11 protein-coding genes are annotated in these 18806 nt (G+C 74.2%); all 11 read right to left on the bottom strand.

Features of this window, described 5'->3' with window-relative positions:
• Nucleotides 1-36: 36 nt before the first annotated feature.
• Nucleotides 37-4029, bottom strand: coding sequence for an FxSxx-COOH system tetratricopeptide repeat protein (gene fxsT / locus OG618_RS21760; protein WP_442906839.1), 3993 nt, complete (start codon nucleotides 4027-4029; stop codon nucleotides 37-39).
• Nucleotides 4030-4179: 150 nt separating this feature from the next.
• Nucleotides 4180-5547 (bottom strand): TIR-like protein FxsC, encoded by a 1368-nt coding sequence (locus OG618_RS21755; protein WP_329489208.1) that lies wholly within the window; start codon nucleotides 5545-5547, stop codon nucleotides 4180-4182.
• 210 nt (nucleotides 5548-5757) lie between these two features.
• Complete coding sequence (locus OG618_RS21750) at nucleotides 5758-6468, bottom strand: aminoglycoside N(3)-acetyltransferase (protein ID WP_329489207.1); 711 nt, start codon at nucleotides 6466-6468, stop codon at nucleotides 5758-5760.
• A gap of 133 nt (nucleotides 6469-6601) precedes the next feature.
• Nucleotides 6602-8989 carry an FxsB family cyclophane-forming radical SAM/SPASM peptide maturase gene (locus tag OG618_RS21745; protein ID WP_329489206.1) on the bottom strand — a complete coding sequence of 796 codons (2388 nt, stop codon included), beginning with the start codon at nucleotides 8987-8989 and terminating at the stop codon, nucleotides 6602-6604.
• A 61-nt stretch (nucleotides 8990-9050) separates the two neighbouring features.
• A complete protein-coding gene (gene fxsA, locus OG618_RS21740) occupies nucleotides 9051-9236 on the bottom strand; it encodes an FxSxx-COOH cyclophane-containing RiPP peptide (protein WP_329489205.1) in 186 nt (61 codons plus the stop codon).
• Nucleotides 9237-9702: 466 nt separating this feature from the next.
• Nucleotides 9703-10740, bottom strand: a complete 1038-nt coding sequence (locus tag OG618_RS21735; RefSeq protein WP_329489204.1) for an aKG-HExxH-type peptide beta-hydroxylase — start codon at nucleotides 10738-10740, stop codon at nucleotides 9703-9705.
• Nucleotides 10741-10743: 3 nt separating this feature from the next.
• Nucleotides 10744-11916: an FxsB family cyclophane-forming radical SAM/SPASM peptide maturase gene (locus OG618_RS21730; protein ID WP_329489203.1), complete on the bottom strand. Its 1173-nt coding sequence runs from the start codon at nucleotides 11914-11916 to the stop codon at nucleotides 10744-10746.
• 44 nt (nucleotides 11917-11960) lie between these two features.
• A complete protein-coding gene (fxsT, locus tag OG618_RS21725) occupies nucleotides 11961-15974 on the bottom strand; it encodes an FxSxx-COOH system tetratricopeptide repeat protein (RefSeq protein WP_329489202.1) in 4014 nt (1337 codons plus the stop codon).
• Nucleotides 15964-17301 carry a TIR-like protein FxsC gene (locus OG618_RS21720; protein ID WP_329489201.1) on the bottom strand — a complete coding sequence of 446 codons (1338 nt, stop codon included), beginning with the start codon at nucleotides 17299-17301 and terminating at the stop codon, nucleotides 15964-15966. The genes fxsT (OG618_RS21725) and OG618_RS21720 overlap by 11 nt, the downstream gene beginning before the upstream one ends.
• A gap of 106 nt (nucleotides 17302-17407) precedes the next feature.
• The gene (fxsA, locus tag OG618_RS21715) at nucleotides 17408-17593 is read right to left on the bottom strand and encodes an FxSxx-COOH cyclophane-containing RiPP peptide (RefSeq protein ID WP_329489200.1); all 186 of its coding nucleotides are present in this window, start codon (nucleotides 17591-17593) and stop codon (nucleotides 17408-17410) included.
• A 200-nt stretch (nucleotides 17594-17793) separates the two neighbouring features.
• A complete protein-coding gene (gene pdxH / locus OG618_RS21710; protein WP_329492207.1) occupies nucleotides 17794-18426 on the bottom strand; it encodes a pyridoxamine 5'-phosphate oxidase in 633 nt (210 codons plus the stop codon).
• Between the last annotated feature and the right edge of the window lie 380 nt (nucleotides 18427-18806).

Here is an 18806-nt window from a genome sequence, read left to right as displayed (position 1 = left end):
ATACGCTCCGGGCCCTATGAGCGAGCAGCGCTCTGGTCACACCGGCTGCGGTTCCAGGTCCCGGTTGATCCGCTTCCAGCCGCGGGCCGCGACGGTGTTGGGGTGTTCCTCGCCGAACTGGCGGATCAGCTCGGCGATCGCCCGGGCGCGCAGGTCGGCGGCCTGGCCGTGCCGGCCGGCGGCCCGCAGGGTGACGGCCAGGTTGGCCTCGCAGGCCACCGCGTCCGGGTGGCGGGGCGTGTAGCGCTCGCACAGTCCGGCGTAGGCGCGGCGGCCCAGCTCCTCGGCGAGTCCGACCTGGCCGGCGTCCCCGTGGGCGTTGGCCAGGTTGATCATCGCGTTGAGGGTGTACGGGTGGTCCGGGCCGACCGAGCGGGTGAGCCCGTCCACGGTGTCCCGGCCGCGCTCGATGGCCCCCGGGACGTCGCCGCTGCCCCGCAGGTAGATGCCGAGGTTGTTGGCGCAGGCCAGGGTGAACGGGTGCTCCTCGCCGAACAGCCGGCGGTGGCCCTCGTACACGGTGGTGCAGAGGTCGCGGGCGGCCTCCTTGTCGCCGGAGGCGCTGTGGTCGGCGGCCAGGTTGAGCGCGCAGGCCAGCGCGTCGGGCGCGTCTGCGCCGTACCGCTCCAGGTAGCGCTCGTAGGTCTCCTTGGTGATCCGCCGGGCCTCGGCCAGCTGACCGGTCCGGCGCAGCGAGACGGCCAGCGACTTGGCGTTGCGCAGGTTCTCCGGAAGGTCCGGGTCCAGCACGTCGCCGAGGTCGTTGGTGACCTCCTGGAGCAGCTCCACCGAGCCCCGGTAGTCGCCGAGTTCGCGCAGGTCCCGGGCGAGGTTGGACTTGGTGGAGAGGGTGTAGGGGTGGCGCGGGCCGAGCACCGCGGTGCGCCGGTCCAGGGTCTCCTGGTCGAGTTCGCGGGCGGCCTCGCTGTCGCCGACCAGCCGGTAGTCGATGGCCAGGTTGTTCGCCATCGAGAGGGTGCGCGGGTTGTCGTCGCCGAACAGCTCCCGGAACTGGTCCAGGATCTCGCGGTCCAGGTCGAGCGCCTCCTGGAACCGGCCGAGGGCCCGGCGGTCGGCGCCGAGCGAGCCCGCGGTCATCAGGGTGTAGGGGTGGTGCTCGCCGAGCAGGGCCCGCTGGCGCTCCAGGGTGGACTCGTCCAGCGCCAGCGCGTCGGCGTAGTTGCCCTGCGAGCGGAGCACGTTGGCGAGCTGGAAGCGCAGCAGCAGGGTCTGCCGGTCGTCCTCGCCGAGCTTGCCGGTCCACTCCGCGTCCAGCGCGTGGCCGAGGTCCCGGGCGCGGTCCAGCTCGCCGCGCTTCCAGAGGTAGCGGACGCGGTCGATGAGCAGCTGCCGGGTGTCGGCCTCGTCGCAGTTGTGCGCCCTGGAGGGCGACAGGTGCGGCCAGATCTCGTCGAAGGCCGGCCAGTTGGCCGGGTCGTCGGTGTCCCCGAGGACGGGCCGGGCGCCGGTGAGGATGCGGTGCACCTCGTGGACGGCGACCTCCTGCTCGTCCTCGGTCATCTCGGCCCGGATCACCGCCTGGACCAGCCGGTGCACCTGGAAGCTGTTGGTGCCGGCGTCGACCTTGGCGAGCGCGTACCGGCCGATCGCCTGGATCACCTTGCCCAGCATGAACTTGTCGCTGAGGTCGGCGTCGTACTGCACCAGCGCGCGGATCATCTGGTCGCTGTAGAACAGGTTCATCGAGATCGGCTCCGGCGCGAAGAACGCGCAGAGCTGGAGCAGCCGGACCGCCGCCGGGGACTGCGTGCGCAGCCGGCCGATCGAGACGTTCCAGGTCGCGCCGACCGGCGTCGGGTAGTCGGCCGGACGGGCACCCGCCAGCGCGCGGGCCGCCTCGGCCTGCAGCTGGGTGACGTAGGTGTCCACCGGCGTGCCGGTGGTGTCCAGCCAGGCGGCGGCGACCTCGACGGCCAGCGGCAGGTCTCCGACCGCCTCGGCCACCCGGTCGGCGTCCGAGCGGGAGAGCCCGCGGGCGCGGCGGCAGAGGTGCTCGACGCTCTCGCCGCGGGTGAAGACGTCGACCTCCAGCGCCTCCGCGTGCCCGGACCAGGCCTGGTTGCGGGAGGTGACCAGGATGTGGCCGGAGCCGCCGGGGAAGAACCAGCGGATCTCGGCGGGTTCGTCGGCGTTGTCGAAGATCAGCAGCCAGCGCGAGGTGGGCACCCCGCGGCGCAGCGCCTCCCGGGCCGCCTCGGCGGCCTCGGTCACCGAGTCGCCGACCCGCAGACCCAGCCGGCGGGCCAGGTCGGCCAGCGCCGGGGCGACCAGCTCGGTCTGTTCCGCGTCGATCCACCAGACCAGGTCGTAGTCGGACATGAAGCGGTGCGCGTACTCCAGCGCCACCTGGGTCTTGCCGACGCCGCCGAGCCCGTACAGCGTCTGCGGGGTGGGCAGCACGGCGGCCATCCCGCCGCGCAGCTGGTTGCGCAGCTGCTCCAGGACGGCGGCCCTCCCGGTGAAGGAGGGGTTGCGCGGCGGCACGTCCCAGACCTGCGGCTTGCTGCCGGGGAAGCGCGGGCCCGTCCCGGTGGTCTCGGCGAGCGGCACGTCGGCCCGGCCGAGGGCGCGCAGCAGCGTCTGCACGGACTGCGTCTCGTCCCGGCCGACCAGGTCGACCGGGTTGCGGTTGCTGAACGGCGCGGTGAGCCGGACGTCGCCGACCCGGACCGGGACGAGCTGGCGCCGGGTGCCGGACGGATCGGAGCTGACCACCGACTCCCAGAGCGCGCGGGCCTGCGGCGAGCGCTGGTAGGCGGGCGAGAGCACGGCGACCGTGCGGTAGGCGGCGTCGATGCCGCGCTCGGTCTCCTGGCGCGGGTCGGAGCCGGCGCTGAGGTCCCGGGGCAGCACCCGGAAGCCGGCCCGGGTCAGCACCGACTCGATCCAGTCCGCCCACATCCGGTCCTCGGGGACGTAGGAGAGGTAGAGGTCGGCCGGGACGGACGGGCGGCGCCGGGTGAAGGCGTCGACGTAGCGCAGCCGGACCTCCTCGTCGACCGTCGGCAGCGAGGTGACCCGGCCGTTGGTGATCTCGCCGGTCAGCCGTTCGCAGGCGGCCAGCATCGAGGTCTGGGTACCGCCCTGGTCACCGAAGGTCGCCAGGATCTCCTCGTAGGCGTAGAACGGCCGGTACGGGATCTCCACCGAGCCCCAGTAGTGGGCCAGTTCCTCGCCGGACAGACCGGCCGGCAGGCCGTCGAAGCGGATCCGGGCCAGCGCCCGGCCGGCGTCCGCCTTCTCCTTCTCGCCCTCGTCGATGCGCATCGGCACCGGCAGGATCCGGATGCCGCGCTCGCGGTAGCGGTCGTGGATGTGCTGGGCGATCCGGGAGGCGCCGTCGATGGACTGGTCGCTCAGGGTGAAGCAGACCACCAGGTCGTCGGGCATCTGGACGGTGCAGATCTCGGCGATGTCGGACAGGCCGGTACGGGAGTCGATCAGTACGTAGTCGTAGCGCTTGCTCATGTCGGCCTTGAGCGCGTCGAAGAACTGCCCGCCGTCGAAGCGGTCGTAGAAGATGTCCCAGTCCAGGTGGGTGACGGCCTCGGAGTAGTCCCGGTTGAACTGGCCGGCGGAGAGGAAGTCCAGGCTCCCGCCGCCGGGGAACAGCGGCCAGGAGAGCGAGAGCGCGTGCGGGTGCACCCGGGCGAAGTCGAGGTGCCAGCCCTCCTCGTGCTCGACCGGCCGCAGCGCCTCCTCCCGGTACTCGGCGATCAGGTCCATCATTCCGGTGGTACCGGCCAGCACCGCCGGGTCGAGGAACGGGTGGAAGAACTTGGCCAGGCCCGGCGCCTCCAGGTCCCAGTCCACCGTGAGCACCCGGAAGCCGTTGGCCGCCAGGATCCAGGCGGTGTTGGCGAGCGCCATGGTGCGCCCGGTGCCGCCCTTGTAGGAGTAGAAGGTGATGACCCGGCCCTGCCGGTCCTGCTCCGCCTCGCGCTGGGCGGCGAGTTCGGCCGCGGTCAGGCCGCCGATGCGGAGGTTCCTGGTGCGGTTCTCGCTCATGCGCCCACCTCGCTGCCCTCGGCGGTCGCTTCGCGAGACGCGCCGCCCCCGATGATTCGCTCGCTGCGCTCGCTCACACGCCCACCCCGCCGCACTCGACAGCCGCCTCACGAGACGCGCCGCCCCCGATGATTCGCTCGCTGCGCTCGCTCATGTGATTCCTCCCCCGGGCGGCGTCCCGTGGTCCGGGCGGTCGCCTAAGTCGCTGGCTGAGTGGTCGTCGTCGCCGAAGGGAGCGGCGCCCGGCCCGTCCCGGCCGCGTCCCTGGCGGAAGGCGTCGCGCAGATTGGGCCGCGGTGGTGCCGGTTCGTCGGGCTCGGTCCTGGTCCGGCCCTCGAACGCGTACTTGGCCTTCATCGCGGCCCGCGGCAGCGCGTCGTCGAACTCCTCCAGACTGCCCAGCCCGGGGGTCCCGCCGACGGCGCCGAGGAAGCTCGGCCGGGCCGACCGGTGGGTGATCCGCAGTATCTGGTCGCTGAGTTCGCCCATCTCCCGGTGCCGCTCCACGCAGTCCGGGTCGTCCTGGTTCCACGGCTCCAGGACGCTCACCCAGGTGGAGTCCGAGCGGTCGAAGCGGCGGACCAGCTCGCGCCGCCGCTCGTCCTGGAGCGCCCAGCGGTCCAGCAGCAGCAGACCGGGAGCGCTGGGTTCACTGCCCGCGATGATCGCCTCGGCCTCGTCGTCGAACTCGTGCACGGTGGCCTGGAACCCCAGCTGCCGGGCGAGGCGGACGGCGTGCTCGGCGAGCGGGCGGGTGGCGGCGGGCCGGTAGGGGTGCCAGTCGGTCCGCTTGGCGCCGTAGTAGTCGGGGTTGCGGTCGCCCGGCAGCTCGCCCCGGTGGTAGGAGAGCACGGAGATCCGCAGCTGCTTGGTGGGCGCGGTGACGTCGAACGCGCTGGGCAGGGAGTTGAAGTCCAGCCGGCGCCCGACCGGGATCACCGTCTCCTCCGCCACCTCCACGATCCGCCGGGCCAGCCGGTGCACGGCGAGCTCGTAGGCGGAGCGGAAGTAGGTGAGCTTCATCAGCGCGTAGAGGCCCTCGGTGGCGTAGTCCGGCCCGAAACTGGTGTGGTTGAACTGGAGTTCGCTCGCCACCCGGGGCAGCCGGTAGCGGCTCATCGGCGCCCAGAGCACCGGGACGATCCCGCTGGTCCGCTCCGAGTCGAGGTTCGCCGGGTACACGGGGCGGCGGGTGAAGGAGTGCCACTCCTGGCCGCACGGAACGCTGTTGAAGTAGCGCGGCGAGTACAGCGGCACGAAGACCCGGCAGGTGGCCAGCTCCTCGGAGAGCCGCTCGGCCCACAACTCCCCCTGGTGCATGGACTCGTCCATGAAACCGACCGGGACTCCCGCCGGCACCGTGGTGAGCTGGAGCACCGCCTCGCAGAGGTCCCGGTACAGCTGCCGCACCCAGTGGTTGGGATCCCCCGCACCGCGTGCCCCCGATCTCGGGGTGTGGGCGTAACTGAGGAAGAAGTACGGCCGGGCGGCGTCCTCGTCCCAGCCATGGTCGTTCACACGCGCCTCCCCCTGGCCCGCCGGCAACCTCTTTACCGCGAGTCCCCGTACGCGGGGCTTCAGTGTAGGAACGACTGCGGGACTAATGGAATAGCACCTCGCCCCGCACGAATTGACATGACCGAAACGAACCGGGTGCGACGGCGGGCCGGCCCCGGGGCGGCGCCGCGGCGCGCCCGGCGGTCGGTGCCCGGCGGTCGGCGCCGCCGCTCAGGCGCGGGAGCGGCGGAGGATCCGCTCGGCGAGGTCGACGGCCTCGCGGACCGGGACGAGCCGGCACGGCGCGCCGCCGATCTCCCCCGCGGTCACGCCCTCGGCCTCGCGGAGGACCTGTGCGCCCAGCGCGCCGAAGTGGAGGTCGTCGAGCTCGGGGGCCTTGAAGGAGATCCAGCCCTCCGCACCACGGCAGCGGTACTCGCGCAGCGGGACGTCGGGCATCCGCAGGTCCGCCAGGTGGAAGGCGGTGAAGCTGGCCATCGGGACGCCCAGCATCAGCACCCGCGCGTCGAGGTCGTAGAGCCGGCCGAGGGGGGAGTCCGGGCCCAGGTGGCAGTCGTACGGGTGCCGTTCGGTGATCCGCCGGGCGTGCCGGCCGATGGCGGCCCAGGAGGTCTGGGGGTGGTGGCTGCGGTGGGCGTCCCGGTGGGTGCGGATCGCCTCCGAGAGGGCTCCCATGGTCGGGGAGCAGGGGGTGGTGGCCGGGTCGAAGGGCGGCATCAGGGCGCGGTAGGCGGCGACCTCGGCGGGCGAGAGGCCGGCGGTGGCGGTGGCGTGGATGCGGGAGGTGGCCGAGTTCTCGGGGGTGGCCGTGTACCCGACCAGGGTGCCGCGGTCGCCGACCGCCGCCAGCAGCGCCGCCACCACCGCCGCGGCCCCGCCCGCCACCGGGCCGAGCGACCGCAGCGACGCCTGGACGTGCACGACCGTGCCGGGGCGGACCCCGAGGGCCGTGACGTGCTCGGTCAGCCGGGCCTCGGTGAGGGCACGGAGTTCGGTGAGGATGACGGCTCCCCGGGGGTGAGGGCGGCGGACGGTGGACGCGGGTGGGGGAGGCTCAGCCGCCGGCCATCGCGCGCTCCTCCCGGGCCAGCCTGGCCGCCCGCTCGGCGGCGTCGGGCAGCGCCACCGCGAGCCAGGGGGCGACCGCCGCCCGCATGCCGTCCGCGAAGCGCAGGCCGAGCGCGGTCAGCGAGCCGGACCCGGCCAGCCGTTCGACCGCCTCCGCGGTGTACTGCCGCCAGAGCGCGAACTGCAGCCGCGCCCGGTCTGCGGCCTCACCCGGCAGGCCGTCGTACGCGAGCGTGCGGGTGCCCCAGTACTCGGTGACGGCCAGATGGGCGTAGGTGCCCTGGAAGAGGCCTTCGAGCGGCCTCGGGTCGGGCCGCCAGGGGGCGAGGTACAGCGTGTCGTCGTTCCGGTCATACAGGTCCAGCAGGTCCAGCACCGCGCCGAGCTTCACGTGCTGGAACTCGTGCGCGAGCAGCAGGGCGAGGGTCGGCGCGGTGGCGGGCCGGGCGATGCCGACCACCCCGAACGCCTGCCGGGCGGCCGAACTGACGTCCCGCCCGGCCGGGCCCGGGCGCAGCGGGGTGATCGCCGTCAGCCCCACCCGGATGCCGTCCGCGTACCCCGGCAGGTCGTGCCCGAGCAGCTCCCAGGCCTCGCGCAGCGCACCGGTCCAGTGGAGCAGTTCGCCGTCCGGCAGCCGCTCCGCCACGGCGTGGTCGTGGCTGTCGCGCAGCGGGTCGACGTCCTCCAGGGCGACGGTCCACCCCCCGGCCAGCCGGATCCGCCGCAGCGGCTCGTCCAGGGCCGTGCGCACCGACCCGTCGGCCGCCCGGACGGTGAACCCGTCGGCCCGGCCGGTGACGACCGCCTCCCCGTCGGGGAGGGCGATCCGCCCGAGCGTCGGCAGGTGCAGCCACCCGCCGCGCACCGGTACGGCGACGGCGTCGCCCCGCCCGGCCCGCACCGCCGCGGCGGCGGCCAGGCCCGCCAGCGGACCCAGCCCGGTCCCCAGGTCGCCGGCCAGCTGCCGGGCGGCCCAGGCGCGGGCGTACGGGTGGGCGAGCACGGTGTCGACGGCGGCCGGGGCGGCGGCGTCCAGCTCGGACAGCAGCGCCCACGCCTCCGGACGCCCCTGGCCCGAGGCGTCCCAGGCGGCGGCCAGCATCGCCCGGGTGAGGGCGAGCTGGGAGCGGCCCAGCGCGCGCACGGTGTCCGCGCCGCCGTATCCGCGGGCGAGTTCGTCGAGCTGCGCCGGGGCGAGCGCCGCCGGCACGACCGGTGCGGCGACCTGGGCCGGCAGGGGGACCGGCCCGCTCCGCGCCGTGATGCCGTTGATGAGCGTCATGAGGTCCCCGCAGTAGACGGAGGGGTTGTCGAAGCCGCCGCCACCATCGTGGCCCCGATAGCGGTGGGCGTACAGGCCGCCTCCGCAGGTGCGCACGACGGGACAGCCGCGGCAGGTGGCGGCGAGCCCGGCCAGGCCGGACTGGCGGGCGACGATGCCGGGGTGCCGGGCGACGTCGTCGAGGCTGTGCGCGAACACGTCGAAGCCGGTCGCGGGGGCGCCGTCGAACGCGGTCTTGAGGCTGTCGACCTGCTCGAAGGTGCCGTCGGTCTCCAGCACGACCAGGTCGGACGGCTCCAGGCCGAGCGACTCGGTGAGGCTGGTGAACCCGCGCAGCGTCCGGTGCACCGACTCGAAGGTGCGGACGGCGAACCGCCGCCCGTCGGCCTCCCAGTGGTCGTGCACGGCGAGCAGCCAGTCGGCGTACGGGTGCTCGCCCCGGCCGGCGGGGCGTTTCGGCGGATCGTCCCAGGTGGCGTGCGGCAGCAGGAAGTCGACCGCGGGGGGCTGGAGTTCGGCCAGCGCGCGGTAGACGGCCACCGGGTCGTTCTCGACGTCGATGGTGCAGAGCAGTCCGGCGAAGAGGTGCTGGAACTCCGGTTCGCGCAGCAGTGCCACGGCCCGCAGCACCTGGGGGTGGCTGCTGCGCCCGTCGGCGAACCGGCGGTGCCGGTCGTTGGCAGCCCGGTCGCCGTCCAGCGAGATGCCCACCCCGACGCCCAACGCGGCGAACAGGGAGCAGAATTCGCGGTTCAGCAGGACGCCGTTGGTGTGGATGCGCAGGTCGAGGGCGCACCCGGGCGGGAGCGCCGCCCGGAGCGCCTCGGCCACCCCGCGCAGCCGGTCCGGGCCGGCGAGCAGGGGTTCTCCCCCGTGCAGGACGACCCGGACGCCGGGCAGCCGGTGCGCGGCCGCGTGCGCGCCGATCCGTTCGGCGGCCTTGGCCAGGACCTCGTCGCCGATGACCTTCGGCCGGGTGCGCCAACTGGTGTCCGCGTGCTCGTAGACATAGCAGTGGTCGCAGGCGAGGTCGCAGCGGCTGTGCACCTTGACCACGAATTGCGAGAAAGGCAGCGGAATTCGCTTCATCGTAGATCTGGTGAATTCGGGCCCGGTCGGACGGAAATCCGGTCCGGCATTCCCGGACCGGTCAGATCGAGGAATTGAAGGCGGCGACCGCGACGCGACCGGCTTCCGCGCCGGGCAGGGCGCGCTGCAGTCGGGCGGCGAGCTCCTCCGCGCCGAGGGCGGCGAGTGCGGCGAGCGAGGGGCCTCGGTCCAGGTCCTGGGGGTCCGTCAGCTCGGTGCCTGGCCTGGTGCTGATTACCGGTGTCATATTCGTTCCTTAGGCGCGGTTAGGACCTGCCGGGGGTGGGTAAGCCACCCGATTGCGACCAATGTAGTGCCAGCGCGACGTCCGCGCGGCACCTTGCGGTCTCAAGTTGGTCTCCACACCCGGTCGACGCCCTGTGGCGGCGCCCGGAGCCTCAAGAATTCACCCGTCCGGCGGTCGCGCACTTCGCCGTGGCGCGCGCCGAAGCGTTCCCTCGGCCCTTGCGGCGACTCGGCGGGCCCGGTTCCTCACCGCCCCCGTCCACCGGCGCGCCCGGCGGGTCGCCCGCGGCCCGGGCCCCGGCAAGCCCCGGCGCGGCCCACGCGGGGCACGGTTCCCGGGGAGCCCCGCGACGGGCCGACCGAATGCCTGAGCCTCCGTCAATGACATTTCTCCCGTTCATTCTTACGGAAATCATCACTACCGCGCGGCAGGCCGGTGGCCGCCGTGACGCGGGGCGGCCCGCACGCTATCGAGGACCGTCCAATTCGCGTACGGTGCGCACGAGTTCCTCGGTGAACTCGCGGCCGTGCCCGGTGAGCTCCGCGCTGTCCAGCAGGGTGGCGCCCGCGGTCAGGGCGTGGCCGCGCCACCGGGTGAACTCCCCGGCGGCGCGGCGCGTGTCCCCCGCGCCGGCGGCCAGCTCGGCGCACCAGAAGTCCACCACCCCGAGGTGCGCGTAGGTGCCCTGCAGCAGGGCACCGACCGGGCGCGGGTCGGGGCGCCAGGGAGCGTGGTGGACGGCGGCGCCGTTGGGGTGGTGCAGCGGCACGAGGTCGAGCAGCGCGCCGAGTTGGAGGTGCAGGAACTCGTGCGCCAGGGCGAGCGCGAGCAGCACCGGATCCCCCGGTCGCGAGGCCGCCACCGCGCCGAACGCCCGGCGGGCGGCGGCGCTGACCGCCTCGCCGCCCGGGGCGGGGCGCAGCGGGACGATCGTGGTGACGCAGGCCGCGACGGCCTCCGCGTACGGCCGGTGGCGGTGCACCAGGACCTGCCAGGCGAGGGCAAGATCGGTGCGCCAGTGGGCGAGTTCCCGCTCGTCGAGGGGCCCGGCCGGCGGCCGGCCGTAGTCCACCCGGCGCGGCCCGGCGTGGTCGATCGCCGGTGTCCACCGCAGCCCGTCGCACTCCAGCCGGAGCGGCTCGCCCGGCGCGGCCCGGAGGAACTCCGCCAGCCCGTCCAGGCGGACGGTCTCACCCGCCGCGCGGGCGCGCAGCCGGTCGGCCGCCCAGGCGTCCAGCTCCGGTCGCAACAGCACCTCCTCCCACCGCGCCCGGTCGGCCCGTTGCGACGCCCGGAGCTCGGCGTAGGCCGCCTGGTAGGCGGTGTCCTCGGGCGCCGCCCGCCGCAGGGCCAGGAGCAGCAGCGCGCGTTTGCTCAGCTGCCCGGCGCGCAGCAGCCGGACGGCCTCCGGCCCGCCGCGCGCGGCCGCGATCGCCCGGAAGGTCGCCCGGTCCACCCCGTGCCGGGGCAGTCCGTCCGTCGTCCGCCCGCCCGTACCCGCCACCGGTCATCCTCCTCGCGTCGCAGCGGCCGTGTCCGCCCGCAGCCTCCCCGCGATGTGGCGGATCAGCCGGTCCAGGTCCGCGCAGTACACGGACGGGTGAGCGAAGCCGCCCCCGGCGTCCGGCCCGGGGTAGCGGTGCGCGTACAGGCCGCCTCCGCACACGCGAACCAGCGGGCAGGCCGCGCAGACCGGCCCGAGCCCGTCGAGGCCGCGCTGGCGGCCCCGGAACGCCGGGTGGGCGGCGGCCTCGCCGAAGCCGTGCCGGAAGACGTCCAGCCCCGTCCCGGCGGCGCCGTCGGCCACCACCTTGAGGCTGTCGGCCTGTTCGATCGTGCCGTCCGTCTCGACCACCACGAGGTCCACGGGGGCCAGCCCGACCGCCTCGCTGGCCGCGCGGCCGCCGAGCAGCAGCACCGCCAGCTCCTCGAAGAGCCGTACCCCGGTCTCCCGCCGCGGGGCGCCGTACCAGCGGTCGAAGGCGGCGATCAGCCACTCCCCGTACGGCGCCGCGTCCTCGCCCGAGGGCGGGCGGGTCGGCAGCGACCGCCGCACCCCGGCCGGCTGGGCCGCCCAGGTCCCGTGCGGCAGCAGCAGGTCGACGCGCGGCGGCGCGAACTCCAGCAGCGCCTCGTAGGTGGCGACCGGATCGGCGGCGAGGTCCACCACGCAGAGCAGCCCGGCGAACAGCTCCCGGTGCCGGTCCGAACCCAGCAGCCGCAGGGCCCCGGCCGTCCGCTCCCAGCTGCCGCCGCCGGACGGCAGCCGCCGGTGCCGGTCGTGGTCGGGGGCGGCGCCGTCCAGCGACACCCCGACGGCGACCCGGTGCCGGTGCAGCACCTCCAGCAGCGCCGGCTCGTCCAGCAGCCGCAGTCCGTTGGTCTGCAGGCTGAACCGCACCCTCGGCGCGACACCGGCCAACTCCGCCAGCAGCGCGTCCAGATGGCCGGCCCCGACGAGCAGCGGCTCACCGCCGTGCAGGATCACCCCGACCTCGTCGAGCCCGCACCCCGCCGCGTGCTCGGCGATCCGCCGGGCCACCCGGCGGACCGTCGCCAGCTCCATCCGGCGCGGCCGCCTGCGCCAACTCTGGTCCGCCGCCTCGTACATGTAGCAGTAGTCGCAGGCCAGGTTGCACCGGCTGTGGACCTTGAGCAGGAACTGGCGGAACGGCACCATGCCCGCGAGCCTAGCCCGCCGCGGACCGGCCGCCGCGGTGGAGTTCACACCGACGGCGGCTCGATGTCGGAGTCCAGCCGCAGCCCCGCCTTGACCGCCACCGTGGTCGGATGCTCCTCGCCGAGCGTCTGCCGGGCCCGGCGGATGCAGTCGCCGCGCAGCTGGGCCGCGCGCTCGCCCTCCCCCGCCGCGGCCAGCGACAGCGCCAGGTTGGAGTTGACCCCGATCGAGTCGTAGTGGTCCGGCCCGAGGGTCTCGGCCATCAGCGGCGCCGCCTGCTCCTCGAAGGCCAGCGCGGCCGCCGGCTCCCCGGACAGGACGAGGTCGTTGGCGTGGTTCATCATCGCGATCGGTATGTACAGGTGCTGGTCGCCGAGGACGGCCCGGAACTGCGCCAGGGTGCGCCCGGACAGCTCCCGCGCCTCCGCCGTCCGGCCGGCCAGCCGCAGGTAGACGGAGAGGTTGTTGGCACCGGCCAGCGTGACCGGGTGGTCCTCGCCCAGGTAGTCACGGTAGCGGGCGAGGGCGCGCTCGGCGAGCTGGATGGCCCGGTCGGTGTCGCCGAGCGCGCTGAGGTCGCTGGCCAGGTTGGTGGCGGCCGCCAGGGTGTCGGGGTGCTCGGCGCCGTTGATGTCCAGGTAGCGCTGGTAGATGTCCTCGTCGATCTCCAGCGCCTCGTTGTACCGGCCGGCCCGGCGCAGCGCCACGGCGAGGTTCTTGCGGGCGCGCAGGGTGTCGGTGTGGCCGTCGCCGATGGTCTGCTGGTAGATCCGGACGGTCTCCTCCAGCAGGTCCAGGGCCTCCCGCAGCCGCCCGGTCTCGCGCAGGTCGCGGGCGTAGTTGGAGGCGGAGGACAGCGCGTAGAGGCTGTGCGCCCCGAGCGCGTCGCGCTGCTGGAGGTAGTTGCTGCGGTGGCGCTCCAGGGCGGCCCGGCGGTCGCCGGCGAGGTAGTCGGAGACCGCCAGGTTGTTGGTGATCATGAGGGTGCGCGGGTGGTCCGGGCCGAGGGTTCGGCGGGCCGCGTCCAGGGTCCTGCGGTCGCGCGCCCTGGCCTCCTCGTACCGGCCGAGGAACCGCAGGTCGGCGCCGAGGCTGTTGGCGACGGCGAGGGTGTGCGAGTGCTCGGGGCCGAGCGTGGCGGTGAAGCGGTCCAGGATGTCCTGGTCCATCGCGTACGCCTCGTGCAGGGCGCCCTGGGAGCGGCGGATGTTGCTGAGCTGGGTGCGCAGCATCAGGGTCTGGGCGTCGTTCTCGGCGTCGAAGCCGGCGCCGCCGTAGTCCTCCTGGCGCCAGATCTCCAGGGTGCGCTCGGCGAGGTCGCGGCCGGACTCGTGCAGGCTGCGCTTCCACTGGTAGCGGACCGAGTCGATGATCCACTGCCGGACGTCCTCGTCACCGCTGCCGGCCGCGCCGGAGGGCCACAGGTGCGGCAGGAGTTCGGCGTACTGCGGCCAGTTCGCGGGGATGTCCGGGTCACCGGGGTTCGCGGTGGCGAGGGCGGCGTGCACCACCGCCCGCAGCCCGGTCCGCTGATCCTCGTCGACCTGGTCCCGCAGGACGGCCTGGACCAGCCGGTGCACGGTGATGGTCTCGCTGCCCTGGTCGGTGCGGGCCAGGCCGAACCGGTTGATGGCGCGCAGGAACTCGCCGATCGCCAGCTTGTCGCGGGGCGCGCGCGGCGGCAGCCGCAGCGCGTGGGTGACGGCCCGGCTGTAGAGCAGCCGCATCGGGATGGCGTCGGGCCCGAAGAACGCGCAGATCTCCAGGATCTGGGCGGCGGGGGCGTTCATCCGGCGCAGCTCCTCGACCGAGATCCGCCAGGTGGCGGCGGCCGAGTGCGGGTACTCGGCGGTGCGCAGCCGGGTGCGCTCCAGCATCTCGGTGAGCTCTTCGTCGAGCAGTTCCAGGTAGGTGGCGATCGGCATCGAGGTCTCCTGCAGCCAGACCGCGGCCTGGCCGACGGCGAGCGGCAGGTCGCCGAGCCGGTGCGCGACCTGGTCGGCGTCGTCCGGGGCGAGGCCGCCGTTGAAGCGGCGCAGCAGCCGGACGCTCTCCTCCCGGGTGAAGACGTCGACCTCGACCAGGCCGGCGTGCTTGGACCAGCCCTGGTTGCGCGAGGTGATCAGCACGTGCCCGCCGGAGGAGCCGGCCGGCAGCCAGGGCGCCAGCTCCTCGGGGGTGCCGGCGTTGTCGTAGACCAGCAGCCAGCGGCGGTACGGCTCGCCGCGGCGCAGCGCGTCCAGCACCGCGACGGCGGTGTGGGCGACGTCGTCGCTGCTCTGCACGCCGATCCGGGGGGCGAGTTCGGCGAGCTTCTGCGGGATGTTGGCGGGCTCCTCGGCGGGCACCCACCAGATCACGTCGTAGGCGGCCTTGAAGCGGTGCGCGTACTCGGCGGCGATCTGCGACTTGCCGGCGCCGCCGAAGCCGTAGAGCACCTGGCTGAGCACCGCGCCGGGGCCTCCGGTGAAGCGGTTGCGGAGCAGCTCCAGCAGCCGGCCGCGCCCGGTGAAGGAGGCGTTGCGCGAGGGCGCCTCCTGGATCTTGGGCGCGGTGCCGGGGAAGCGCGAGGGGGCGGCGTGCTCCCCGCTGTCCCCGTCCGGCCGGCTGCTGCTGCCCGGCGGCGGCCCGAGCTCGCTGTACAGCTGGGACTCGGCGAGCACGGCCGAGGAGCGGACCAGGTCGGGGACGGCCGGCCCGACGAACGGGCGGGGCACCGGCTCGTCCGAGTCCTGCAGCCGCAGCGCCACCAGGGCCGGCGAGCCGGAGCTCAGTTCGCGCCCGCTGAGGAGCTGCCAGGCCTCGGCCGCGCGGGGCAGCGCGGTGTACTCGGGCGAGAGCAGCGCGAGCAGCCGGCCCTGGCCGTCCAGCGGCCCGGCGGCCTCCGGCGGACGGCCGCCGGGATAGGGCTCGGCGGCGTTGTGCAGGGAGGTCTGGTAGCCGAAGCCGGTGAGGGTGGCGGCGGCCCACTCGGCCCACATCCGGTCCTCGGGGGCGTAGCTGACGAAGACCTGGCGGGGCATGGTGCGGGTGGAGCGCAGGTAGGCGCCGTACAGCCGGCGGCGGGCGTCCCCGGTGAGCGGGCGCAGCGTGCGGACCCGGCCGTCGGTGATCCACCCGGCCAGCCGTTCGAAGGCGTTGAGCAGGCTGCGCGCCTCCTGCGGCCGGTCGGCGACGGTGGCGGGCACCTCCTCGTAGGCGTAGAAGGGCTTGTACGGGACTTCGACGTCGCTCCAGTAGGCGGCCCGCCGCTCGGCCCCCAGCCAGCGGCCGAGGTAGGGCGCGAACGCCTCGCGGGCGTAGTCCCGGCCCGCTTCGAGCCGCTCCTGCTCGGCGTCCTCGACCCGCATCGGCACCGGCAGGACGCGGATGGCCCGCTCCTCGGCCTCGGCGATGGTGCGGGCCGCGTCCACGCCGCCGCGGATGTTCTGCGCGCTGAAGGTGAAGCAGTCGACGACGGAGTCGGGCATCAGGACGGTGCAGATGCCCGAGGTGTCGCTGACCCCGGTGCGGCTGTCGATCAGCACGTAGTCGTAGGCCCGGGCCCAGCGGTCGCGCAGTTCGCGCAGGAACTCGCCGCCCCGGATGTCCCGGCCGTGGTAGAAACTGCGCCAGTTGAAACTGGTGACGGCGGCGGGGTAGGCGGCGTTCTGCCGCCCGGCCGGCAGGAAGTCGAGGCGGCCGCCGGGCGGCAGGTCGAGCGCCAGGCCGCAGATGTAGCCGCCCAGCCGGCCCGGTTCGTCCAGCCAGTCGGCGGGGGCGAGCCCGCCCGGACCGGCGGCGGTGGGCAGCGCCTGCTTGACGTACGCCCGCAGCAGGTCGATCAGGCCGTCGGTGGCGTGCAGTTCGGGGTCGACCAGCAGCGGGTGGTAGTAGCGGTGCAGGCCGGGCGCCTCCAGGTCCCAGTCGACCACCAGGACGCGCAGGCCGCGGCTGGCCAGGATCCAGCCGACGTTGGCCAGGGCCATGGTCCGGCCGGTGCCGCCCTTGAACGAGTAGAAGGTGACGACCGACCCCGGTCCGGTCCGCTCCGGGTCAGTTCCGGGCTCAGTGAACATCGTCCTGCTCCCTCCTCGACGGCACCGCCGCGCCGTCCGGGCTGCGGCGCGGTCCTGGCGGCCCGGCCGGAATGGCCAGCCCGGGCATCGCCGGGGCGGCGTCCTCGCCGTCGGGGCCGAAGCCGAAGGCGGCGCCGTCGACATCGTCCCCCCAATCGAAGTTGTCGTCCATGAGCTTGTTCTGAGCGACCGTCACCATGATGGTGAGGTCCGTGTCAAAGCTCTCCCGGCCCACCGCGACGCGGAACAAGTGCTCCAGGTCGCTCCGGCGCAACCAGTTGCGCCGGAACACGCTGCGCACGCCGGTCCACAGCGCGTCGCGCTCCGGGCCGGCCGGCGGGTCGTCCGTACCGGCCGGCACCATCACGCCGGTGACCGGGTGGTTCTGGTCGTCGTACTCGCGCAGCGCCGGCCGGTAGACCTCGCCGCCGGCCATCCACGGGTCCACCAGCAGCACGCTGACCTGGTTGTCCTCCCGGGCCCGGTCGAGCTTCTCGCCGAGGCCGGGCCCGACCTCCTCCAGGGTGGTGGTGTGCCCGGCGGAGGTGATCACCTGCTGGGCGCGGACCGCCAGCGACGGCTGCGTCGGCGGGTGGTAGGGCGCCCACTGCCACGGCTTGGCCCCGTACCAGCCGCCGCGGGACGAGCCGCCCGCCTCGGCGGCGGCGGCGTCGGAGGAGCGGCCGGCGGCGATGAACAGCCGGACCATCCCGGCGGTGGGCGCGGGCCGCATCGACGGCACCACCGGGAAGTAGCCGCGGACGGCGCCGAGGTCGAACTCGGGCAGCTCGCCCAGCCGCCGGGCGGCCGCGTCCCGGGTCCGCTCGGCGACCACCCGGACCACCCGTCGGTAGTCGGGGCCGAGCGGGTCGGTGCGCAGCAGGTCGCGCAAGCCCGAACGGGCGTAGGCGTCGCCCATGCCCTGCTGGACGAACTGGATCTTCCGCACCTCGTCCGGCAGCTCCCCCGGCAGGGTCTCCCAGAGCACCGGGATCAGGGCCGGGACGACCTCGCCGGCCAGCTCCTCGTGCCGGCGGACCCGCCCGCGGAACGCCGTCCACTCCTTGCCGCAGTAGAGGCTAGCGAAGTAGGCCGGGGAGTAGAGCGCGACCATGGCCCGGCAGCGGGCCAGCATCTGGGCGAGCTGCTGCTCCCAGTTGTCGCCCAGGCGCAGCCGCTCGGTGTCGCGGTAGGCGAGCTCCTCGGCGCCGGCGGCGGGCTCGATCCGGCCGAGCTCGTCCCGCAGGTCGTTGAAGAACTGGTCGACGAAGGCGTCCCCGGCCTCGTAGTCCCGCCGGGCGTAACTGAAGAAGAAGTACGGCCGCACTGATCCCCCCGGGCCCGACGGTGCCGCGACTGCGCTGCTGTCCTCCCCAGCATGTCGCGAACTCCGCGGTCGTGCCCGGGAGTCGGCGAAGCTCGTGGCTCCGGGACTACAGGGACGACTGGAAGGCCGCGACCGGCTCCGCGCCGGGTGCCAGGACGTCCGCGACCACCCGGCGCAGCAGGTCGCCGAGGACGGTGTCGGGCAGGGCGTCGATCTCGTCCAGCGGCAGGGCGGTGACGTCGACCAGGTCAGAGCCGAGTCCAACGGCGGTTCCCGCACCGGTGACGCCCATCAGTCCCTCACTCGATCTGCTCGGCCCAGCGGGCTGGTGGCCCCGGGGAGTCGACCCGGTCCGCGACGCGCATCCTACACCCGTGCATGACGGGCCATCAGCTGTGCTGCGCCGCCGCGCCAGGCCCTTTCCCGGCCGGGGCGGGGTCGACGACACCCGGCGCGGCGGCCACGACGGCGGTGTCGGCCCGCCCCCGGCGGTCAGGGGCAGAGCCGCTCGACCCGCCAGCCGGTCGGCGCCGACGGGTCGGCGAGGAAGCGGAGCCGGTCGTGCAGCCGGTTCTCCCGGCCCTGCCAGAACTCCACGCTCTCCGGGACCACCCGGTACCCGCCCCAGAACGGCGGGACCGGCACCCCCTCGCCCTCCGGGTAGCGGCGCTCCAGCTCCGCGTACCGCTGCTCCAGCACCTCGCGGCTGCCGACCGGGCTGGACTGCTCGCTGGCCCAGGCGCCGAGCTGGGAGCCGTGCGGTCGGGTGCGGAAGTAGGCGGCGGTCTCGTCCCGGCCGACCTTCTCCACCCGGCCCTGCACGATCACCTGGCGGGCCAGCGCCACCCAGGGGAAGAGCAGGGCCGCCTGCGGGTTGACGGCCAGCTCGGTGCCCTTGCGGGAGCCGTAGTTGGTGAAGAACACGAAGCCGCGCCGGTCGAAGCCCTTCAGCAGCACCGTGCGCGAGCTCGGCCGCCCCCCGGCGTCGGCGGTGGAGAGCACCATCGCGTTGGGTTCCACCACGCCGGCGTCGTCCGCCTCGTGGAACCAGCGGGTGAACTGGGTGACCGGGTCGGCCGCGAGCTGCCCCTCGACCAGGCCCTCGTGGGTGTAGTGCTTGCGCATCACGGTGAGGTCCGGCCCGGGCCGGGCCTCCTCGGCCAGGATCCGGGAGGCGGGGCTCGGGGGCGTCGACTGGGCGCGTTCCGGGGTCTGCACGTCAACATCATCCCGTACGACAAGCAACCGGCACCGCTACCTCCGGACAAACCCCCGTGGGAGATAAGGTGTCTCGCCACCGCTCGGCCGTCCGAGCTACAGGCAATTGTCCGGAAACCGATGATTGATTCCGGAGAATCGCCGGGCGCGACCGGCCCTCAGGTGAAGGTCGAGCGGTCCTGCGGGAAACATCACCACCGTGGTGTATGGCGCAATGCACCCCGTGCCTGTCAGGCTGGCACCGAGTGCCAAACACCATTCGGTCACTGGCGTACCGCCCCACCACG

It is taken from the genome of Kitasatospora sp. NBC_01246 (genome assembly GCF_036226505.1).
In the GTDB taxonomy this organism is placed as follows: domain Bacteria; phylum Actinomycetota; class Actinomycetes; order Streptomycetales; family Streptomycetaceae; genus Kitasatospora.
Note: the sequence above shows the minus strand (reverse complement) of the source record. Positions and strands in the feature narration are given on the sequence as shown.